The sequence below is a fragment of the Deinococcus proteolyticus MRP genome (assembly GCF_000190555.1).
In the GTDB taxonomy this organism is placed as follows: Bacteria; Deinococcota; Deinococci; order Deinococcales; family Deinococcaceae; genus Deinococcus; species Deinococcus proteolyticus.
Map to the genome: position 1 here is coordinate 1,440,243 of NC_015161.1, position 19,349 is coordinate 1,459,591.

Below are 19,349 nucleotides of genomic sequence, written 5' to 3' on the forward strand. Positions count from 1 at the left end.
AAGGATGACCCGGTCTGAGGCAGGGCAGATGCTCTAGCCTGAGCGCCATGACTTCTAGAACTTCTGATATTGGCGCTGGGACCGCCCACACGGCCGAGATTGTCGTGGTGGGGGCTGGGCTGGCGGGCCTGTGTGCCGCACGCACCCTGCAGCGGGCCGGGCGGCAGGTGCGGGTGTTGGAAGCCAGCGAACACCTCGGTGGCCGGGTCTGGAGCCGGGAAGTGGAAGGCTACACCATCGACGCCGGGTTCCTGGGCATGTTCACCGATTATCCGGCGGCCCGCCGGCAATTCGACTACAGCGCGCTGGACCTGGTCGTTCTGAAACCGTCGGCTGTGCTGCGCCAGGCCGCGGGGCTGGCCGAAGTGATGGGCGACCCCCGGCGCGACCCGGGAGCCCTGCCCGGCGACCTCACAGCCGGCGCACTGACTGCGGCCGACCGCCTCCACGCTGCCCGGTTAGCGGCCGAGCTGCTGGCTGGCCCAGCCCATGCGCTGCTGAACGGCCCCGACACCAGCACCCGCGAATTCCTGCTGGAGCGCGGTTTTTCCGAGCGGTCGCTGGAGCGGTTCTTCACGCCCTTTTTCGGCGGTTTGGTCATTGACCGCGAGTTGAAGACCAGTGCCAACCTGTTTCGCTACTACATGCGGCTGCTGATTACCGGCGACGTGGCCATTCCGCGCCGGGGCATGAGCGAACTGCCCCGGCAGCTGGCGGCCGAGCTGGACGTGCAGCGGAGCGTGCGGGTTCAGGGCCTGAGCAGCAGCGGCCAGGGCGTGACCCTGCACACCACGGCCGGCGAGCTGCAGGCAAAGCAGGTTATCGTCGCCACCGACCCGCCCACTGCCGCCCGCCTGCTCGGCGAACAGCCGGGCGACCCCCGGCCGGTGGAACGCGGCAGCCTGAGCAGCACCTATCTGCACTTCCGTGCCCCGCAGGCGCTGGAACCGCAGCCCCGGCTGCAGCTCAATGCCCGCCCCACCGGCTGGCTGAACCAGGTGCTGTGGCTGGACCAGGTCTTCCCTGGCCGAGTGCCGGGCGAACGTGGCCTGCTGATTGCCTCGCTGTGGGGGATTCCAGAAGGGGACGACGCCGCACTTGCCGACCTGGCGCTGGCCGAACTGCGCGAGTGGTACGGCGACGCCGCAGACACGCTGGACCTGCTGGCGGTGGACCGGATTCCACACGTGCAGTACCCCCAGCCAGCCGGCTACGCGGCCAGCCTGCCCGGCCACAGCACGGCGCTGCCGAACGTGTTTCTGGCGTCGGAAGTCACCAGCCTCAGCGGAATTCAGGGGGCGCTGGAAAGTGGAGAAAAAGCGGCGGCAGCCATTCTCGGCGACCTGGAAGTGCTGAGCCGTCCACGCGGCGCCTAGCAGCTGTAGACCAGGCGCAGTTCACGAGTTCACGGGCCCGGCCACCCTTGTGCCGGGTTTTTCTTCGTCCAGAACGCAGAGAAAAACATTACAATGTCATAATCCTGAAATATTCTGCGACGTTTACTGTGCTCTGTCAAAGGGAGAGCGGACGCCTCTCCTGTCTCACCCGCGGCCCCACCAGGCCCCAAAGGAGCCCACCATGACCGGAAGTAAACAGGAACAGCTGCAAGCCATCATCTCCGACCTGCGGAGCGCCATTCCCGACCTGCGCGGCGCCATGATCGCCACCGTGGACGGCCTCCCCATCGCCCAACTCTTTACCGACAACACCGACGGCAACCGCGTCGCCGCCATGGCGGCGACCGCCCTGGGTCTGGGCAAGCGCATCAACGACACCCTGGGCACCGGCGACCTCAGCGAAATGAGCGTGGCGGGTCTGGACGGCCAGGTCTACATCTACGCCGCAGGACGCAAAGGCGTGCTGGCTGTGGTGGCCCCCAGCGGCATGAACATCGGCCTGCTGAACATGGAAGCCCGTGACGCCGCTTCCCGCGTGACCAGCGTTCTCTGACGCCCTTACACGCCCTTACGGGCCTGCCCGCTTTCCGAAACTGCCTACCTTCCGAATCTGTGCAGTGGGCAGGCCATTCCTTCGCCACTTTTATCCATTACTCCCCCTCACGACATACCCCCTTCAAGGAGACGAACATGACCTACCAACGAGACGAACTGGGCGAATTCAGCAGTGTGGTGTGCTTCAAGGCCGTGATTACCGGCGTGGAAGACACCCTGGGCAAAGACGGGGCCAGCGTGGTGTTCACCCGCGCCGGCAAAGTGCGCGGCGGCAACCTGGCCCGCGACCTGGGTCTGGCCGGCACGGGCCTGCACGGCGACGAACTGGCTGCCAAGCTCAACGCAGCGCTGGGCCAGGAGGGCACCCGCCTGGCCGCGGTGCACGGCGTGCGCGAGGAGAACGGCAAAATCACCGTGGACACCACCGACACGGTGTGCTCGGCCGGTGAGGAGATGGGCAGCGACCGGAGCTGCACCTTTACCATGGGTGCCATCTGGGGCGCCCTGGAAGCCATCACCGGCAAGACCTACCTGGGCGAGCAGACCCAGAGCGTGCTGCGCGGCGGCCAGTTCGACCGCTTCGAGTTCGAAGAACTCTGAGCCTAAAAGCCGGGCCCGAAAGCCGGATAAGCAGGAACATCAAGAAGACACTGGCAAGCAGCCGGGTGGAGGATGCCTGCCAGTGTCTTCTTCGCCTTCTATCCGCCGCCTGCAGAAGATGCCTGACCTACCGTTACCCGAACAGTAACGCAAGAGCGCCCAGGCAGAAAAAATGCCGTCCTGGCAGCACTGTCCCTCGTTGTGTCACCGGAATTGGCCTGTGCCAGCCCTACAAGAATATTGCCCATTTGCCGCCGTTACAGGCTACGGAAGCCAGTGCCCCCTCAGAACGGTCAGCATTCGCCTTTATCCTGTCTAAACGATTGAAATTTTATTGCTTAAATTTTGCAGATATTCTGGAATCCAGAAATCGGAGCGGCATTTTTGATTTTTTATTGCCGATTGGGTTACCGTAGGGTCATGCACGGAGCGCCAGGAACGACCAAGTGGAGCCAGCTTTCCTTTCAACAGGACGTGGGAGCAGCCGCGCCGGCGTTCGGAAGTGCATTCAGTGCCGGTATCAAAGCTGTGAATGGCAGTGCGCTGCGCGACATGCTGCGGATGGCTCAGGTGCCGGGCATGGTGAACTTTGGCGGCGGCCTGCCTGCCCCCGAACTGTTCCCGATGGACCGTATCGCGCAGGCCAGCGCCCAGGCCCTGGAGAAGCACGGTTGGCGGGCGGTGCAGTACGGCACCACCGAAGGCTTCCTGCCGCTGCGCGAGTGGCTGGCAGAGCACACCTGCCCCGGCGCGGCGGGCGTCACCCCGGAACATATCCAAATCATGACCGGCGGGCAGCAGTCGCTGGACCTGGTGGGCAAGATTTTCATCGACCCCGGCGATACGGTGCTGGTAGAAACTCCGACCTACATGGGCGCGGTTCAGTCCTTCGTGCCGTACCGGCCCCACTTCGCTGCCGTGCCTACCGATGACCATGGGATAGAGATGGACGCGCTGGAAGCCCTGCTGGCGGACCTGGCACGCGAGGGCCGTACACCCAAATTCATCTACACCATCCCCAACTTTCAGAACCCCACCGGCCGCACCCTCAGCCTGGAGCGGCGGGAACGGCTGCTGGACCTGACCGCGCAGTACGGCGTGTTCGTGGTGGAGGACGACCCCTACGGCCAGCTGCGCTTCAGCGGGGAGCACCTGCCCAGCCTGGCCGAGCTGATGCTGCGGCGCACCGGCGGCGACCCCGACCGCAGCCATGTGGTGTACTGCTCCAGCTTTTCCAAGACGCTGGCTCCAGGCCTGCGCGACGCCTGGGTCATGGCCGCCCGGCCCATCACCGAGCGGCTGGTACTGGCCAAGCAGGGCGCCGACATGCACACGCCCACCCTGAACCAGATGATCGTGACCGAGCTGCTCCCGCTGTTGCCGCAGCAGGTCGACAAACTGCGCCACTCTTATGCGGACCGCGCCGGCCACATGCTGGCCGCGCTCGAACGCGAGTTGCCTGCTGGCGTGTCCTACACCACGCCGCAGGGGGGCATGTTCCTGTGGCTGACGCTGCCGGAGCATGTGAACACCACGGCCATGCTGCCCCGTGCCGTAGAGCGCCAGGTCGCCTACATGATTGGCGAGTGCTTTCATGCCCTGGGCGGCGGGCACAACACCATGCGCCTGTGCTTCAGCACGGCCAGTCCACAGGACATTGACCGGGGAATCGCGGCGCTGGCCCAGACCATCCACGCAGAGCTGTAAGGGGCAGCGAAGATAAAGGCAGGCTCACGGGTCAGCTCCAGCGCTTGCTTAGGCTGAAGCATGGCTTCCAAAACCCTGAAAGATATCGCCGCCCGGATGCGCGGCCTAGACCTGTGCATGCTGACCACCGTCAGCGACTATGGCCGCCTGGCCAGCCGCCCCATGAGCAACAACGGCGAGGTGGAATACGACGGCACCAGCTACTTTTTTACCTGGGCCGACTCACGAATGGCCCGCGATATCGAGAAGAACAAACACGTGCAGCTGAACTTCAAGGCCGACAAAGGCTTTCTGTTCGTGGCTGTGCAGGGCGAGGCCCGCGTACTGACCGACCGGCGCGTGATGAAAGACCACTGGCACGAGGAACTGCGGCAGTGGTTCAAGGAGGGCCTAGACACCGAAGGCCTGGTGATGCTGGCCGTGGACGCCCGGCGGATTCAGTGGTGGGGCGAAGAAGACGGCGAGGTGGAGCTGTAACCGCCAGGCAGTAAGCGCCAGCAGTCACCGTCAGGGGAAGGCGCGGCGGCGCTGTACACTCGGCCATGCCTGACCCTAGACTGGCGGCCCAACTGGATTTCCTGCTGACCTGTGACCGCCTCAAGGCCGTGCAGCGCACCACCCGCCTGCATGACGGCAGCCGCTTCGAGAACAGCGCCGAACATTCCTGGCACCTGGCGCTGATGGCCCTGACCCTGGCCGAGTACGCGCCTGCAGGGACCGATATGGAACAGGTGATGCGCTTGCTGCTGGTGCATGATCTGGTCGAGATTGGGGCGGGCGACCTTCACTTTGACGCCGCAGCGAAGGCACTCAACCAGCAGCATGCAGCCGAAGCCCAGGCTGCTGCGCAGTTGTTCGCGCTGCTTCCTGAAGCTCAGGCTGCCGAGTTCACGGCTTTATGGCAAGAGTTCGAGGCACGGCACACTCCTGAGGCCCGCTTTGCCAGGGCATTGGACGCCTTACAGCCCATGCTGCTGACCTGGGGCCAGACTGCGGACGGCGCGGGTGGTTTGGGCTGCACTGAGACATTCCCTGAACTGACCGTACAGCGCGTGCTGGAGCTTAAGCGCAGCGCACTGGCCGAGTTCCCGCAGCTCTGGCAGGCAGCAGAGCAACTGCTCCGGGAAGCAGAGCGGGCAGGAGTCATCAAGCCGTGAAGTGGCATGTGAGCGGGTCTGCCCCACTTGCGCCCTCCCCTAAGCTGCGGCAACTGCATACCAGGTAAAAAAAGCGGCCAGCCTCCGGGGAAACTGACCGCTCAGAGAAAGAGACGGAGGCTTAGACCGCGCCGACCTTCTCGGCAATGATGCCTTCGATGTAATCGGTCACGCTCCTCAGCGGCACGCGGCCCAGCACGTCTTCCAGGAACGCCGTCACCAGCATCTTCTCGGCGGTTTCCTTGCTGATGCCGCGCGAGCGCAGGTAGAACATTTCCTCTTCGCCCACCGGGCCGGTGGTGGAGCCGTGCGAGCACTTCACGTCGTTGGCGTTGATTTCCAGCTGCGGCACGCTGAAGTTGCGGGCTTCGCTGGACAGCATCAGGGTCCGGTGCTTCTGGTAGGCGTCGGTCTTCTGGGCGCCCAGGTCCACCTTGATCATGCCGCTGAACACGCCCACGCTCTGGTCCGCACCCACACCCTTGTACAGCAGGTCGGAGTAGGCGTTGGGGGCGGCGTGGTGCTGCAGGGTGTAATGGTCGAAGTGCTGGTCCTCATCGGCAAAGTACAGCGCCAGCATCTCGCTCTCGGCACCGCTGCCCCGCACATAGCTCTGCATTTCGGTGCGGCTGAGGGTGCCGCCCATCGTGACGACCAGGCTGTTGAGCTTGCCGTCCTTGTCCACGTCGCCGCGCTGGCGCTGGATATGGGTCACGCCCTTACCCCAGTTCTGGATAGAGACGTAGCGCAGGCGGGCACCCGGCTTGACCACCAGCTCCACGGCGCCGATCGCGTAAGCATTGTCCAGCGCTTCGCTGTCTTGCTCGTCGATAAAGACAGCGCTGGCATTGTCTTCCACCACGACCAGCGTGCGGGTCGCAGTGTAGGTGTTCGCCTCACTCATGACCCGGAAGGAACCGAGCGGCAACTCTACCTCTACCCCTCTAGGCACGTAGACGAACGCACCGTTGGTCCACAGGGCCGCCGCGAGCGCCGAGAACTTGCCTTCGGAGGGGTCGGGCGACTTGCTGGGGGTGGTGCCGGGCGCCGCGATGGTGGTGTCATCCGGCACTTCGGCAGGCACCACCGAGTACAGGTACTGCTGCACCTTGTCCGCGTGCTGCTCCACCGCCGTGCGCAGGTCGGTAAAGATGACCCCCTTCTCGGCCAGCTCCTGCGGCAGTTCGGTGCGGTACACCACATCAGGGCCGTCAAACACCAAAAAGGCGCCCACGTCGGTGCTGTTCAGCCGCTTTTGCACGCTCTGCGGCAGCTGTGAGCTGTCCTGCACAGCGTCCCGCTTGGGGTGGGGCTGCAAGCTGTCAAAATCCACCTCTACACGGGTGTATTTCCACGCTTCCACCTGCTCGGTGGGCACTTCCAGGGATTCGAACAGCGCCAGAGATTCCTGACGCTTGGCCTGCAGCCACTCGGGACCGCCTTGCTGCTGTAATGCTTCGGTGAATTTGGTCATGGTTGCTCCTTATCCATCAGGTCTCCCGTCATTTGTCCGCCGTCTGGCAAGACGAGATTGACCGTCGTGGCTTTGTTGTTTTTGGGCCGTTCTCCATACCGCACTGAGTTGTACTCTGCCCGGAAGACCCATCGGTACTCCCTGAACCACTCCCGCAACGGGGGTGGAAATCTTAGCGGGATGTCGTACCAGTCGGCATTGAGAAAATAGGCTGTGGCGGCGTCCAGCTTCTTGGGGCCATTTCCAGAGGGGCCGTAAATGACGGTCCCTTCCGGGGCATACTTTTCCTCTACACCTTCACGGCCGAATTCAGGGTCAAAGAGGGAATGGAACGTGCTTTGAAGTTCGCTGAAATTCAGGGCGGTCTCTTGTGAAACAGAAATCTGACGTTCCTGGACATGGGAATGGTATGGAGTGACCAGATTCAGACGGTAGAGACGGTTATCCACAGATAGACGCAAATCAGTGCAGTAAAGCCTGGCGCATAAACGTGCATACGGCGCAACGGCCTGAGAAAGTGACAGGCCCCTTTGCTCTGCCAGGATATTGACCAGTCCGAATGAGTACCCCACCGTGATGACCTGCCCCTTTACCTGTTTCCCGGTCCCAGCAAAGGCAGGCCCAGGCTGGCAGGAATGGCCTGAAGGAACCGAATTCGGGGGCGGCGAACTGCCCCGAATTCGCCCGCCACTCGCACGCACAGCAGGAAAAACACCTTGAATGGACCCTGGTCAGTCATTCGATCCCAGATCAGCTCCGCAGCTACCGCCCCGGCCCGTGTGGCAAGCCTCCCAGCCGGTGAGAGACCGCCACACTGCCGCACTGAGGCGGTTAGCCCACGCTGCCTTCCATTTCCAGCTCAATCAGGCGGTTCAGTTCCACCGCGTATTCCAGCGGCAGTTCCTTGGCAATCGGCTCGATGAACCCGCGCACGATCAGGCCTGCCGCCTCGTCCTCGCTCAGGCCGCGGCTCTGCAGATACAGAATCTGCTCGTCGTTGATCTTGCTGACCGTGGCTTCGTGGCCCACCGAGGCGTTCTTCTCCTCGATTTCGATGTAGGGGTAGGTGTCGGTGCGGGCTTCCTCGTCCAGCAGCAGGGCGTCACATTCCACGTTGGTCTTGGAACCGCGTGCGCCTTCGTAAATCTTGACGAGTCCCCGGTAGGAGCTGCGGCCCGAGTCCTTGGAAATGGACTTGGACACGATGCTCCCGCTGGTGTGCGGCGCAAAGTGGACAATCTTGGCCCCGGCGTCCTGGTGCTGACCACGGCTCGCCATGGCGATGCTCAGCACTTCGCCGCGTGCGCCTTCTTCCAGCAGGTAGCAGGCCGGGTACTTCATGGTGACCTTGCTGCCCAGGTTGCCGTCCACCCACTCCATCACGCCATTGCCGTACACGGCGGCGCGCTGGGTGACGAGGTTGTACACATTGTGCGACCAGTTCTGGATGGTGGAGTAGCGGAAGCGGGCGCCCTCCTTCACCACGATCTCGATCACGCCGGAATGGAACGAGTCGGAGCTGTAGGCGGGCGCAGTGCAGCCCTCGATGTAGTGGGCCTGGGCGCCCTCTTCGATGATGATCAGGGTGCGCTCGAACTGGCCGCTGTTTTCCGCGTTGATACGGAAGTAGGTCTGGAGGGGAATATCCACCTTCACGCCCTTGGGCACGTACACGAACGACCCGCCCGACCACACGGCCGAGTTGACAGCGGCGAACTTGTTGTCTTCGGGGGGCACCACAGTGGCGAAGTATTCCCGGAACAGCTCGGGGTACTCACGCATGCCGTCTTCAATGCTCAGGAAGACCACGCCCAGCTTTTCCCACTCTTCTTTGAGGTTGTGGTACACCATCTCGGATTCGTACTGGGCGCCCACACCGGCCAGCGCGGCACGCTCGGCTTCGGGAATGCCCAGGCGCTCGAAGGTGTTTTTCACGTCTTCGGGCACGTCGTCCCACGAGCGGGCGTTGAAGCCTTCGGGCTTGATGTAGTAGTAGATTTCGTCCAGGTTCAGGCCCGACAGGTCGGCGCCCCACTCGGGCATCGGCTTGCTGAGGAAAATATCCAGCGCCTTGAGCCGGAAGTCCAGCATCCACTGCGGCTCGTCCTTGGCCTTGGAAATCATCTCGACCACTTCGCGGCTCAGGCCCTTGGGGGCCTTGATGGCGTAGCGCTCGGGATTGCTCCAGCCGTATTCATATTCGGTGTTGATGCTGGCTGCTTCGGGATTTACGGTCATTGTTGACTCCTCCGGAGTATTTAAGGGTCGAGGGGTCTAAGGGCACAGGCCAACGAGTTCAGGTTCTTAAGACTCTGAGACCTTGCGGCCCTTAGACACCGCCATCAGGCAGTGGCCAGGGCCTTGACCCAGTCGTAACCCTCGGTATCGAGCTTTTTGGCCAGGTCGGGGCCGCCGGTTTCCACCACGCGGCCGTCCACGATGATGTGAACCTTGTCGGGCACGATGTAGTCCAGCAGGCGCTGGTAGTGGGTGATGATCAGGCCGCCCAGGTTGGGACCGCGCAGGGTGTTGACGCCGTGCGAGACAATACGCAGGGCGTCCACGTCCAGGCCCGAGTCGGTCTCGTCCATGATGATGTAGTTGGGTTCCAGCATCAGCATTTGCAGGATTTCGTTGCGCTTCTTCTCGCCGCCGGACATGCCTTCGTTCAAGTAGCGCTCCACGATGCTTTCGTCCCATTCCAGGGTCTTCAGGGCGCTCTGCAGCTTGCCGTAGAACTCCGTAAAGGTGACTTCCTCGCCTTCTTCCTTACGGGCCTGCATGGCGAGGCGCAGGAAGTTGGCGATGGTGACGCCGGGGATTTCCACCGGGTACTGGAAGGCCAGGAACACGCCCAGGCGGGCACGCTCGTCGGGTTCCATTTCCAGAATGTTCTGGCCGTCTACCAGGACTTCGCCCCCCGTAACGGTGTACTCGGGGTCGCCCACAATCACTTTGGCGAGGGTGCTCTTGCCGTTGCCGTTGGGACCCATCACGGCGTGCAGCTCGCCGCGGGGAATGGTCAGGTTGATGCCCTTGAGAATCGGCTGGTCACCGACGGACGCGTGCAGGTTGCGGATTTCGAGTTGATGCGTCATAACTTAAGCCTCCTGAGGTCTTGCCACGGGGCCGCGAAACATTCGCCCGGCCCCCATTTGTTAGGAATCATTCCTATCTGGCCAGGGTCCATTGTATCAGCTGGAACCCGTAAATCCGAGTGACCGAGTGCAGATTAGGAAAGCCGTGACCGGCGGCCTGGGCCCGCTTCTCCTGATAGCTACTGCGCCCGCTTCCCTGAAATCCAGAACAGTTGCGGCTTTCGGTCCATTTCTGCTTTTTCGCAGGTCCTACAGGGCGTATTTGTTGCCGTTCCCGTCCGTGGAGATGAATGGCCAAGTGACAGCGATTCGTTCGCAGGGGCCGCGTCATCCCAGCCGCAGTACCGACTGGTTACCGCGCAGCACGAACACCAGCACGCCGCGCTCGGCCAGCACACCGGCCTGTTTTTCCAGTTGCCGCACCGTATCGGGGGCGCCGGCCCACTGCTTGCGCGGTTTTTCGCCGGGTTCCAGATAAAAGCCTTCAGGCAGGGCGATGATGGCGACCCGGCTGGCCGTGGCCCGCGCCCGCAGGGCCTGAGCCACCAGCTCCGGCGGTGCGAACTGCGTGACCACCAGCAGGTTGGTGCCGGGGCGGGGTGGGCGCAGCGCGGGTGGGGCCGGGTCATGTTCGAGCTCGGCCAGGGCCCGCAGTATCGCGCGGTGGGCTTCGGCGGCGCGGCCGGGCGGAGTTTGTCCGTGCGCGGTTGCCAGCGACACCGGCAGACCGTCGGCCCAAGCCTGCGCGGCCAGGCTGGCGGCCAGCCGCACCGCGCTTTCCAGGTAGGTGGCGTTTCCACCCGTATCCAGGTAAATGGTGACCGAGCTGGCCGCCGTGCGCTCCGTTTCCCGGATCATCGGCACGGCACCTGCGCCGCCCACCGACAGCGACCGGGCCGAGAGCCGCCAGTGAATCTGCCCCGGTGCGTCGCCCGGCACGTAGGGCCGCGCCCCCCGCAGGCTGATGGGGTCGCTGAGGCCCAAACTTCGGCTCAGCTGCCCTTCGGACAGCAAGGGCCGCAGCAGCTCCGGCAGGATGACGCCGTGCGTCTGGGGGTAGACCTCCAGCCCCGCCGGCACGTCCAGCGGCAGCGCACGCCAGAACAGGCCGAGGGGATCGGCCCAGCGCAGCACCGCCCCTTCCCAGCGGTACACGCCCCGGCGGTTGGGCTGCAAGCTCAGGTCCAGGTGGGCCGTGTGGCGGCCCTGCCACAGCCCGCCGAAGACCACCGGGCGGCCCGGCACCACGGCGCGGGGCGGGGGGTCTTCCAGCACCAGGCGGGTGGGCAGGCGCGTCTCTATCTCGGCGGTGACGGTCAGCGGCTGCGGCTGGCCCACCATGCCGGCGGGCCGCAGGTCGCGGGTCAGGCGCACGCGGGGCGGCTCGCGGTACAGCCACCAGATAAGGGCGACCAGCGCTGCCAGAAACAGCAGCCACGCAAACGCACTGACAAGGCCAGCGCTCACCCGCTCAGCCTGCCGGGGTGGGTTCGGCGGCGGCCTGAGCCATGGCTGCGGGCGTCTCTACCGGCACCGGCACCGTGCCCAGAATCTCTTCTACCAGCGACGCCGCGCTGATGTCGGCCATCCGCGCTTCGATGTTCAGCAGCAGGCGGTGAGGCAGCACACCACGCGCCGCCGCCTTGACATCGTCGGGGGTCACGAAGTCGCGGCCCGCCAGGTACGCCAGCGCCTGCGCCGCCGCCTGAATGCCCAGGCTGGCGCGGGGGCCGGCGCCCAGGGCAATGCGCGGATGGCTGCGGGTGGCCCCGACGATGGACGCCAGATAATGCTGCAGGTCGGGGCTGACCCGCACCTCACGCACGGCCCGCTGAGCGGCCAGCAGGTCGGCGGGACCGGCCACCGCCGCGAGCGTGTCTATCGGGTGGGCGGTTTGCAGGCGCGAGAGCAGCTGCACTTCTTCGTGCAGCGTGGGGTAGCCCACCGACAGCTTGAGCAGGAAACGGTCCAGCTGCGCTTCGGGCAGGGCGTAGGTGCCCTCGTGCTCCACCGGGTTCTGGGTGGCGATCACCACGAACGGCTTTTGGAGCGCATGGGTGACACCCGACTCGGTCACCTGCCCCTCCCCCATCGCCTCCAGCAGCGCCGACTGGGTTTTGGGGGTGGCGCGGTTGATTTCGTCGGCCAGCAGGATGCCGGTAAAAATGGGGCCGGGCACGAACTCGAAGCGGCCTTCGCGGTAGATGCTCACCCCGGTCACGTCGCTGGGCAGCAAATCCGGCGTGAACTGCACGCGGGCAAAGTCCAGGCCGAGGCTGACCGCCAGGGCGCGCGCCAACATGGTCTTGCCGGTGCCGGGCGCGTCTTCCAGGAGGATATGCCCGCCGGCCAGAATCCCGGCCAGCGCGAGGCGGGTCACGTCTTCCTTGCCCACCAGCACACGGGCCACATTGCTTTGTACGCGCTCCATCACGGCCTGCGCGGTGGATGAGGCGTTGGATGAAGTGGTCACGGAACTGCTGAACTGTGGCTCGGTCATGGGTGAGATGCTGCCTTTCGTGACGGCGCTGCGCGGGCCAGGGGCGGGACGCAGGCCAGCAATGAACTAGGGGGTCGTGTGGCCCACGATAGCGCCTGCTGCCGCCTCGGCTGTGTCAGCTTGAGTGTCACTGACCCCGCCGCCGTAGCGCACGGGCGCGTAAGCCTGGCCCAGCGCGGCCAGTGGCGCGGAGAGGTTGGGCCACCGCGAAGCAGCACGGCGCAGATACTCGGCGGGCGTTTCAGAGTCCTGACGGGTCAGCCCCAACCCCGCGAGATGGGCTTCGGTGCGGGCGTAAGCAGCGCGGACGCGGTGCAGCGGAGCGAGGTCGGGCGCAGGTGCGGAGGTCACAACCGGCCCGGCTTCACGGGTGTCCTCATAGGCGAAGGTGGGCCGTGAGCGGGCGGTCAGCAGCTGCCAGACCCAGGCCAGCAGGGCCAACAGAAAGAGGCTGCCCAGCAGCAGAAACAGCACGTCGTAGAGGTTGGGGTTGCCCAGCGGCGTGCCGGCCAGGGCCTGGGTCACGCGCTGCGCCGCCGCCACTAGTGGGTTTGCAGGCGGGAGCAGGGCTGGGGGGTGCTGTCCATCAACCACGGTCACGTCCAGCGCCTGGAACTGCGCGGCCAGAATCACGGCCAGTAGGCTGAGCGGCAGGGCCAGCAGCGCCAGCAGGGGCCAGACCTGCCGCCAGTTCGGAGGCGCGCCGGGGCGGCGCAGTTGCCGGCGAAGCTGGGTCAGGGCATAGAGGATAAAGGCCAGCATCACCCCCACCGAAATCAGGTCCAGGTAGCCCAGTGCGGCGCGGCTGAGGTTGTGGTTGAAACCGGGCGCGGGACTGTCCAGCGGAGGGACCGGCGGCTCGGCCTGACCCGGCGCACCTGAAGTGGGGGCCTCCGGAGCAGCGGGGCGCGCCGAGTTGTCCACCACCGTCACCTGCTCGGTCACGCTCATGTAGGCCACCGCCTGTTCCCACAGCGAGGCGCGGGGCAGCAGCAGACCAGCCAACAAGGCCAGCACAGCGGCAACAGGCAGCCAGAGCCAGCGCGCCCGCACGTGCTCCGGACGCTGCTCATATCCTGCACCCTGCCCATCTTCCGGACTCTGCCAGCGACTGGGGAGGGCGCGGTCGTCAGCACTCCGGCGCAGCAGCGCGGCCGCCCCCTGGCTCAGCAGCCCCAGTGGATGCGGGGCCAGGACAAAAGCGGGAAGCAACCATAGCCAACCCCGCCCGCGAGCGTCCTCGGCCCGCTCGGCAGCCTGTACGGCCAGCCATGCTGCCAGCATCTGCACCAACCCCACGAAGAAGGCACCCACCATAGAGCGCTGGTCGCCCGCCTGAACCGCCAGCCAGAGCGTGACCAGCAGGTTGACCGCCAGCACCAGCAGGCTGAGCTGCGGCCGCAGGGGCAGCAGCTCTTCGCGGGCAGTCAGGGCGAACACGGCCATCAATCCCAGCAGCGCCGGCAGGGGCAGCATGCCGGCCAGGACCAGGGGCAGCGCAGCGAACGCCACTGTGCGCCAGTGCCTGGTCGGCCCGGCAGCAGCCGGCGCGGACTTTGTCATGCCCCGAGTATAAGCGGCGGCAGATCTTGCAGCGCCTCAGAGTATGTTCTGCTATATCTAAGGGCGGTAAGTCTGAGCCGGGGGTATTCACCACTCGCTGCAGCCGGCCGGTTCCCACCTGTGGAGCCGGCCGGCTTACTGCATTCAGGGCTGGCCTGCCCGCCCCGGCGCGGCCGTATCCGGCAGCACGATGGTGCCCTGCGCCGTAGCGACCAGCTTTTCACCGGGCTGCCCGTCCTCACCGGGGCGCACGGCGTAGATGTCGCAGCGGGTCACCGCCTGCCGGGCCGTGCCGCCGACGAGCTCGCCACGGGCCACCAACGTCTCGCCTACCGCCGGGCGAATAAAGTTGATTTTGAATTCACTTGTCAGCACCTGCGGCCCCAGATGCAGCGCACCCACGAACGTCAGGGTGATGTCGGCCATGCTGGCGAGCAGGCCGCCATGCGCGAAGCCGTGGTGCTGGCGCAGGTCTTCACGCAGCGGGACTTGCAAGGTAGCCCTGCCCTCTCCGATGGCAGTGAAGCGGGCACCGATCAGGGCCGAAAAGCTCTGCTGGGCCAGGATGCTGTCCGCAAAGGTCAGAAGCTGCTGGGGGTCGGCTGGTAGGGTCATACGACACTATGCCAAAACAGCCCGGACCCAAGGCAAAAGCCCCACCCGGCGGTGAGGCTTTCTCTGTGCATAGGGCTTATTCCAGGAAGTCGCGCAGCTTGCGGGTGCGGCTTTCGTGGTATTTCAGCTTGCGCAGCGCCTTGTTCTCAATCTGGCGGATACGCTCACGGGTCACGTTAAAGCGCTGGCCCACCTCTTCCAGGGTGTGTTCGCGCCCGTCCACCAGCCCTTTGCGGAACTTCAGCACCATCGCTTCACGCTCGGTCAGCTTGCCGAGGGCCTTTTCCAGCTCCTCGCTCAGCAGGGTCTTGGCGGCGTTGTCTACCGGGCTATCCAGGTTGTCGTCGGGGATGAAGTCGCCGTAGAAGCTGTCTTTCTCGTCGCCAATCGGGGTTTCCAGCGACACCGGCTCCTGGCTGACCTTCTGCACTTCCTCCACCTTGTTGGCGTCCCAACCCGGTCCCATTGCTTCGGCAATCTCCTCGGGGAGCGCCTCGCGGCTCAGCTCCTGCTGCAGCTGGCGGGCCGTGCGGGTCAGCTTGTTGATGGTTTCCACCATATGCACCGGAATGCGGATGGTGCGGGCCTGGTCAGCAATGGCGCGGTTAATCGCCTGACGAATCCACCACGTCGCGTAGGTGCTGAACTTGTAGCGGCGGCGGTACTCGAACTTCTCCACGGCGCGGATCAGGCCCTGGTTGCCCTCCTGAATCAGGTCGAGGAAATTCAGCCCGCGTCCGGTGTACTTCTTGGCGATGCTGACCACCAGGCGGAGGTTGGCTTCAATCAGGCCCTGGCGGGCGGCGGCTCCGTCTTCCATGCGGCGCTGCAGGGCGCGGCGGCCCCGGTCGTCCAGCTCCTCGCCCTTTTCTTCCAGCTCCACGCGGGCAAACTCGCCGTCCTCGATACGGCGGGCCAGCGCGATTTCCTCTTCCAGGGTCAGCAGCGGCACGCGGCCAATCTCGTGCAGGTACTGGCGCACCGGGTCGTTGGACACGGCGCGGGGCATGTCGTCGTAGTACCGCTCCTCCTCCTCGCCCTCTTCGTCGTCGTCCTTGTCGGTGTCGGCCTCGTCCTCTTCAGGGTCCTCGTCGTCCTGCAGCTCGATATTCTTAGACGCCAGATACAGCTGCAGATCGTCGAACTCGTCGCTGGAATCGGGGTCCATGCCGTGGGCTTCCAGCGCGGTGGCCAGCGCGGCGGCCGCTTCCTCACTGGTCACCAGGCCGGTGGCCTTGGCGCCCTTGAGCAGCTCCTGAATGGCCGGGTGCGCGTAGTAGGCGCGGTCCGAGCCGTCGGCCTTGCGGGCCGGCTTATCGGCGGCGCCCTCATCGACGGTACCAGCAGCAGGCTTGGCGGCTTTCTTGCTGGCCGGCTTCTTGGCCGCTTCCTTTTTGGCCGCAGGCTTTTCGGCCGCGCCAGCTTCCGCAGGCTTGCGCGCTGCGGGCTTGCGGGCCGCAGGCTTACGGGCCGGTTTCTCGGCGGCAGCTTCGGCAGGGGCGGCAGTCTTTTTGGTCTTGGCAGTCTTGGTTTCAGCCATGGGTCCTCCGGTAAGGGTAAAGAGAGTAAGCGAAAAACACTGCCCGGCGCGCTGAGATGGGGAAACACGGGCCACATTGGCGCCGTGAAAAAGACCCTGAGGCAAAAGGCAGGCGCAGCAGCTTAACAGTGCATTTTAGCATCGGCGCCCGGTCGTTTGCCGTGTGCAGCCTTCCTAAGATTTGCGGCTTCACCGTTTGATTGGCAGAAATGCAATTGGAGCGAGCAGGACTGGCGAAGCCACGACGCGGAGGGGAAAAAAGCACGTACTGTACGGCATCAGGCGCCAGGTTCTGGTAGAATGTGACGCCCTGGAACGCAGTGCGTCTGCTGAGACGCCATTTCCCGGCGCCCCAGAGGTGGCCCGGCTTACGGGCGCCGCGCCGCCAGCACCTTGAACCCCCGCTCATGGGCCAGCAGCTCGGCCGGGGCCAGCTGGGCAGCCAGTTCGGCCTCGTAGGGCAGAAAGTCGTTGGCAACCAGAATCAGCCGGCCGCCGGGATTCAGGCGGCGGCGAGCAGCAGCGATGAACTCGCGGGCCACATCCAGTACCACCCCGCGCCCCACATGAAAGGGCGGGTTGGTCAGCACCATGTCGAAGCGGCGCTCACCCAGGTCTGCATCGACATCGGAATGAATCGCCTCACCGCTCAGTCCGTTGGCGGCCAGGGTCAGCCGGGCGCTGCGCACACTCTGCAGGTCGCCGTCCACCAGGGTGACGGCAGCGCCCCGCTGCGCGGCCCAGGCCCCAATCAGGCCGGTGCCGCAGCCGAGGTCCAATACCGCTTTGCCGGCCCAGTCCAGTTCCGGCTGCGCTTCCAGCGTATCCAGCAGGATGCCGGTGGCCTTGTCCGCTTTGGCCGCGCTGAACACGCCCGGTAGCCCCACCACCTTGACGCCGTGCTCCTCGTAGCCGTCTGGGGCCGGCAGCTCCGGCGTGGGGCCGGGGCGGCGGGTCAGAACGGCCACCCGCATGCCGCCGTCGCGGGCGATGGTCTCGCCGGTGCCGTAGGCTTTGGACGCCATCCGCACGTAGCGGTCAAAGCCCTTGGCCTTGTCGCCGGCCAGGTACAGCTTCCCGCCGGGGGGAGTGTGGGCATGCGCCCAGCTGATTTGCGCCTGGGCGTAGGCAGTGCCCCGGTCGCCGGCCAGGACACAGGCCACGGTACGCGCCGGCTCCGCAAAGTGGGCGCTCAGGTCGTCGCCGGGAGCGGCCACCACCGGCTCCAGCCCGTCGGCCCGCAGCGCCGCAATGGCCGCCGCCGAGCCTTCCACGGGCCGCAGCTCGGCACCCGGCAGCGAGGCCAGCAGCCCCCCCATGGCGCTCAGGTCCAGAATGGGGCCGCGTGCCTTGCGCTTGAGCATCGTCTGGAACAGCAGCAGCTGAGCGTCGTCCACGCCAGGGTAGCCCCGCACGCCGGATTTGGTGGGCGGCACCCCGTATTCACGCAGCGCCGGGGGAAGCTGCGCCGGGCGAATTCGAAAATAGCCGTCAGGCGAAATCTCATGGTGGGAGCCGGAAGCAGGCGTCATACTGCCCAGTGTAGTTGCCGCAGCCGCAGGGTCTGTCCGGCGCCTCTTTCAGACATGAACAGCTTGCCTTCTCCGCCGCCGGCACCCCTGCCGGCCATGCTGCTCCTCACCGCTGCGCTGTACACCGCACTGGCGCTGAGGATGCCTGGTCTGTTGGACCAGCCCGGGACAGCCGTGCACTGGGCGCTAACCGCCACCGTCACCTTCGCCTGGCTGCTGACGGTTCAGGTCTGGTGGCAGCGGCGCACCAAGGTCACGGCCCTGCTGGCAGCGGCGCTGAGCGTACATTTCTTGGGCAACCTGCTGAATATCGGCCTGGGTCTCAGAGAATTCGGAAGCCCGCAGTATCTGCACAGCATCGCACTGGGGACACTGTTTTTCGTGCTGATGAGCACGGCGCAGTTGCAGGTCGTGCAGTGGATGCGCCGCACGCAGCGCTGGCCGGGTACGCTGGCCCTGATCGACACCCTGATGATCGCAGCCATCGCCGGGCTGGGCGTGTGGGTGCTGGGACTGGACGGCCTGGTGACCCGCAGCAGCGGCCAACCCCTCCTAGTTGGCCTGACCCTCACCTATTCATTGACACAGATTCTGCTGGACGCCCTGACGGTCATGCTGCTGCTGCGCGGCGTCTATGACCGGATCCTGTGGCCGATGATCGGCGGACTGCTGTGTTTCGCAGTGGCCGACCTCTATATGGTGGTGGGCGCAGGCGCGGCCAAGCCCTGGCTTTCGCTTCTGTGGGTGTGGGGGCTCACCCTGCTGGCGCTGGGTGTACAGCAGGTGATGCATACTCCAGTGTCTCTGCGCCCCACTCCTCTGCCGCCAACGGTCCGGTACGCGCTGCGCCGCCTTCCCTACGCCGCCTTGCTGGTGTGCTGCGCGGTGTTGCTGGCAGGGGCTGCCCAGGGTTCGCAGCGCCAGTTGGGCATCACGGTGGGCACGGTGGCGGTGTTCGGCCTGGTGATGCTGCGCCAGGCCCACATCGCTCAGGTGAACCGGCAGATGCAGACCGAGCTGGAAGCCAGCCGCCAGGAACTTGAACATCTCGCCTATCACGATGTCCTGACGGGGCTGTCCAACCGCGCATCCTTCGTCCACTTTTGCGAGGGTAGCCTGGGGGCGAACGAGCCCTACGTGGTCTTCTCGCTGGACCTGAATGGCTTCAAGCAGATCAACGATACCTTCGGCCACGCCGTAGGCGACCGGATGCTGCAGCACGCCGCGCAGCAGCTGGCACGCACCGTGGCGGCGCCGGGGCGGGTGTTCCGCTGGGGCGGCGACGAGTTCGTGATTGTGGTGCCCGGAGTGCAGCGCAGCGCCGACGCCGACGCGCTGGCCCGCCTGATCGCGGTGAATATCCGCACTCCCATGAATTACCGGGGCCACCAGCTGAGCGTGGGGACCTCGGTGGGATACGCCCTGGGCCGGGGCAACCGCAACTATGAAACCCTGCTGAGCCTGGCCGACGACGACATGTACAGCGGCAAGCAGCGCAGCGGGAACAGCCGGTAAGGCGCCGCGCGGCCGCTGCAGGGCAGGGGAAGGACAAACAAAGGGCAGCCGCTACGCCGCAGCGGAGATGCAGAGTGCTGTGTCCAGACCACTTCT

At 65.3% G+C, this 19,349-nt stretch carries 17 protein-coding genes; 7 read left to right on the top strand and 10 right to left on the bottom strand.

The window, feature by feature from the left end:
* The first annotated feature begins 47 nt into the window (after positions 1–47).
* The 6 genes from DEIPR_RS06855 to DEIPR_RS06880 all read left to right on the top strand — a co-directional run bounded on the left by DEIPR_RS06855 (position 48) and on the right by DEIPR_RS06880 (position 5,416).
* Positions 48–1,376, top strand: a complete 1,329-nt coding sequence (locus tag DEIPR_RS06855) for an NAD(P)/FAD-dependent oxidoreductase (RefSeq protein ID WP_013615114.1) — start codon at positions 48–50, stop codon at positions 1,374–1,376.
* 202 nt (positions 1,377–1,578) lie between these two features.
* A complete protein-coding gene (locus DEIPR_RS06860) occupies positions 1,579–1,950 on the top strand; it encodes a roadblock/LC7 domain-containing protein (RefSeq protein WP_013615115.1) in 372 nt (123 codons plus the stop codon).
* 137 nt (positions 1,951–2,087) lie between these two features.
* Positions 2,088–2,552 (top strand): hypothetical protein, encoded by a 465-nt coding sequence (locus DEIPR_RS06865; protein WP_013615116.1) that lies wholly within the window; start codon positions 2,088–2,090, stop codon positions 2,550–2,552.
* A 420-nt stretch (positions 2,553–2,972) separates the two neighbouring features.
* Positions 2,973–4,259 carry an aminotransferase-like domain-containing protein gene (locus tag DEIPR_RS06870; RefSeq protein ID WP_013615117.1) on the top strand — a complete coding sequence of 429 codons (1,287 nt, stop codon included), beginning with the start codon at positions 2,973–2,975 and terminating at the stop codon, positions 4,257–4,259.
* 60 nt (positions 4,260–4,319) lie between these two features.
* Positions 4,320–4,736, top strand: a complete 417-nt coding sequence (locus DEIPR_RS06875) for a pyridoxamine 5'-phosphate oxidase family protein (RefSeq protein WP_013615118.1) — start codon at positions 4,320–4,322, stop codon at positions 4,734–4,736.
* 65 nt (positions 4,737–4,801) lie between these two features.
* On the top strand, positions 4,802–5,416 hold the full coding sequence (locus DEIPR_RS06880) for an HD domain-containing protein (RefSeq protein ID WP_013615119.1): 615 nt from the start codon (positions 4,802–4,804) through the stop codon (positions 5,414–5,416).
* A 121-nt stretch (positions 5,417–5,537) separates the two neighbouring features.
* Here the strand turns inward: DEIPR_RS06880 and sufD are convergent, their stop codons facing one another.
* The 10 genes from sufD to DEIPR_RS06925 form a co-directional block, all read right to left on the bottom strand.
* Complete coding sequence (gene sufD, locus DEIPR_RS06885; protein WP_013615120.1) at positions 5,538–6,890, bottom strand: Fe-S cluster assembly protein SufD; 1,353 nt, start codon at positions 6,888–6,890, stop codon at positions 5,538–5,540.
* Positions 6,887–7,339: a hypothetical protein gene (locus tag DEIPR_RS13935; protein WP_148231802.1), complete on the bottom strand. Its 453-nt coding sequence runs from the start codon at positions 7,337–7,339 to the stop codon at positions 6,887–6,889. Before DEIPR_RS13935 ends, sufD begins: the two co-directional genes overlap by 4 nt.
* Before the next feature lie 382 nt (positions 7,340–7,721).
* Complete coding sequence (gene sufB / locus DEIPR_RS06890) at positions 7,722–9,128, bottom strand: Fe-S cluster assembly protein SufB (RefSeq protein WP_013615121.1); 1,407 nt, start codon at positions 9,126–9,128, stop codon at positions 7,722–7,724.
* Positions 9,129–9,232: 104 nt separating this feature from the next.
* Positions 9,233–9,988: a Fe-S cluster assembly ATPase SufC gene (sufC, locus tag DEIPR_RS06895; RefSeq protein WP_013615122.1), complete on the bottom strand. Its 756-nt coding sequence runs from the start codon at positions 9,986–9,988 to the stop codon at positions 9,233–9,235.
* 327 nt (positions 9,989–10,315) lie between these two features.
* On the bottom strand, positions 10,316–11,455 hold the full coding sequence (locus DEIPR_RS06900; protein ID WP_013615123.1) for a DUF58 domain-containing protein: 1,140 nt from the start codon (positions 11,453–11,455) through the stop codon (positions 10,316–10,318).
* A gap of 4 nt (positions 11,456–11,459) precedes the next feature.
* Positions 11,460–12,488 carry an AAA family ATPase gene (locus DEIPR_RS06905; RefSeq protein ID WP_013615124.1) on the bottom strand — a complete coding sequence of 343 codons (1,029 nt, stop codon included), beginning with the start codon at positions 12,486–12,488 and terminating at the stop codon, positions 11,460–11,462.
* Between the two features lie 66 nt (positions 12,489–12,554).
* Entirely contained in the window at positions 12,555–14,051 is a 1,497-nt protein-coding gene (locus tag DEIPR_RS06910) for a DUF4129 domain-containing protein (protein WP_013615125.1), read from the bottom strand.
* 144 nt (positions 14,052–14,195) lie between these two features.
* Positions 14,196–14,666: a PaaI family thioesterase gene (locus DEIPR_RS06915; protein ID WP_013615126.1), complete on the bottom strand. Its 471-nt coding sequence runs from the start codon at positions 14,664–14,666 to the stop codon at positions 14,196–14,198.
* Positions 14,667–14,742: 76 nt separating this feature from the next.
* Entirely contained in the window at positions 14,743–16,206 is a 1,464-nt protein-coding gene (gene rpoD, locus DEIPR_RS06920) for an RNA polymerase sigma factor RpoD (protein WP_013615127.1), read from the bottom strand.
* Between the two features lie 368 nt (positions 16,207–16,574).
* Entirely contained in the window at positions 16,575–17,738 is a 1,164-nt protein-coding gene (locus tag DEIPR_RS06925) for a class I SAM-dependent methyltransferase (RefSeq protein ID WP_013615128.1), read from the bottom strand.
* 96 nt (positions 17,739–17,834) lie between these two features.
* Here DEIPR_RS06925 and DEIPR_RS06930 point away from each other — a divergent pair, with 96 nt between their 5' ends.
* Complete coding sequence (locus DEIPR_RS06930; RefSeq protein ID WP_013615129.1) at positions 17,835–19,253, top strand: GGDEF domain-containing protein; 1,419 nt, start codon at positions 17,835–17,837, stop codon at positions 19,251–19,253.
* Positions 19,254–19,349: the final 96 nt, after the last annotated feature.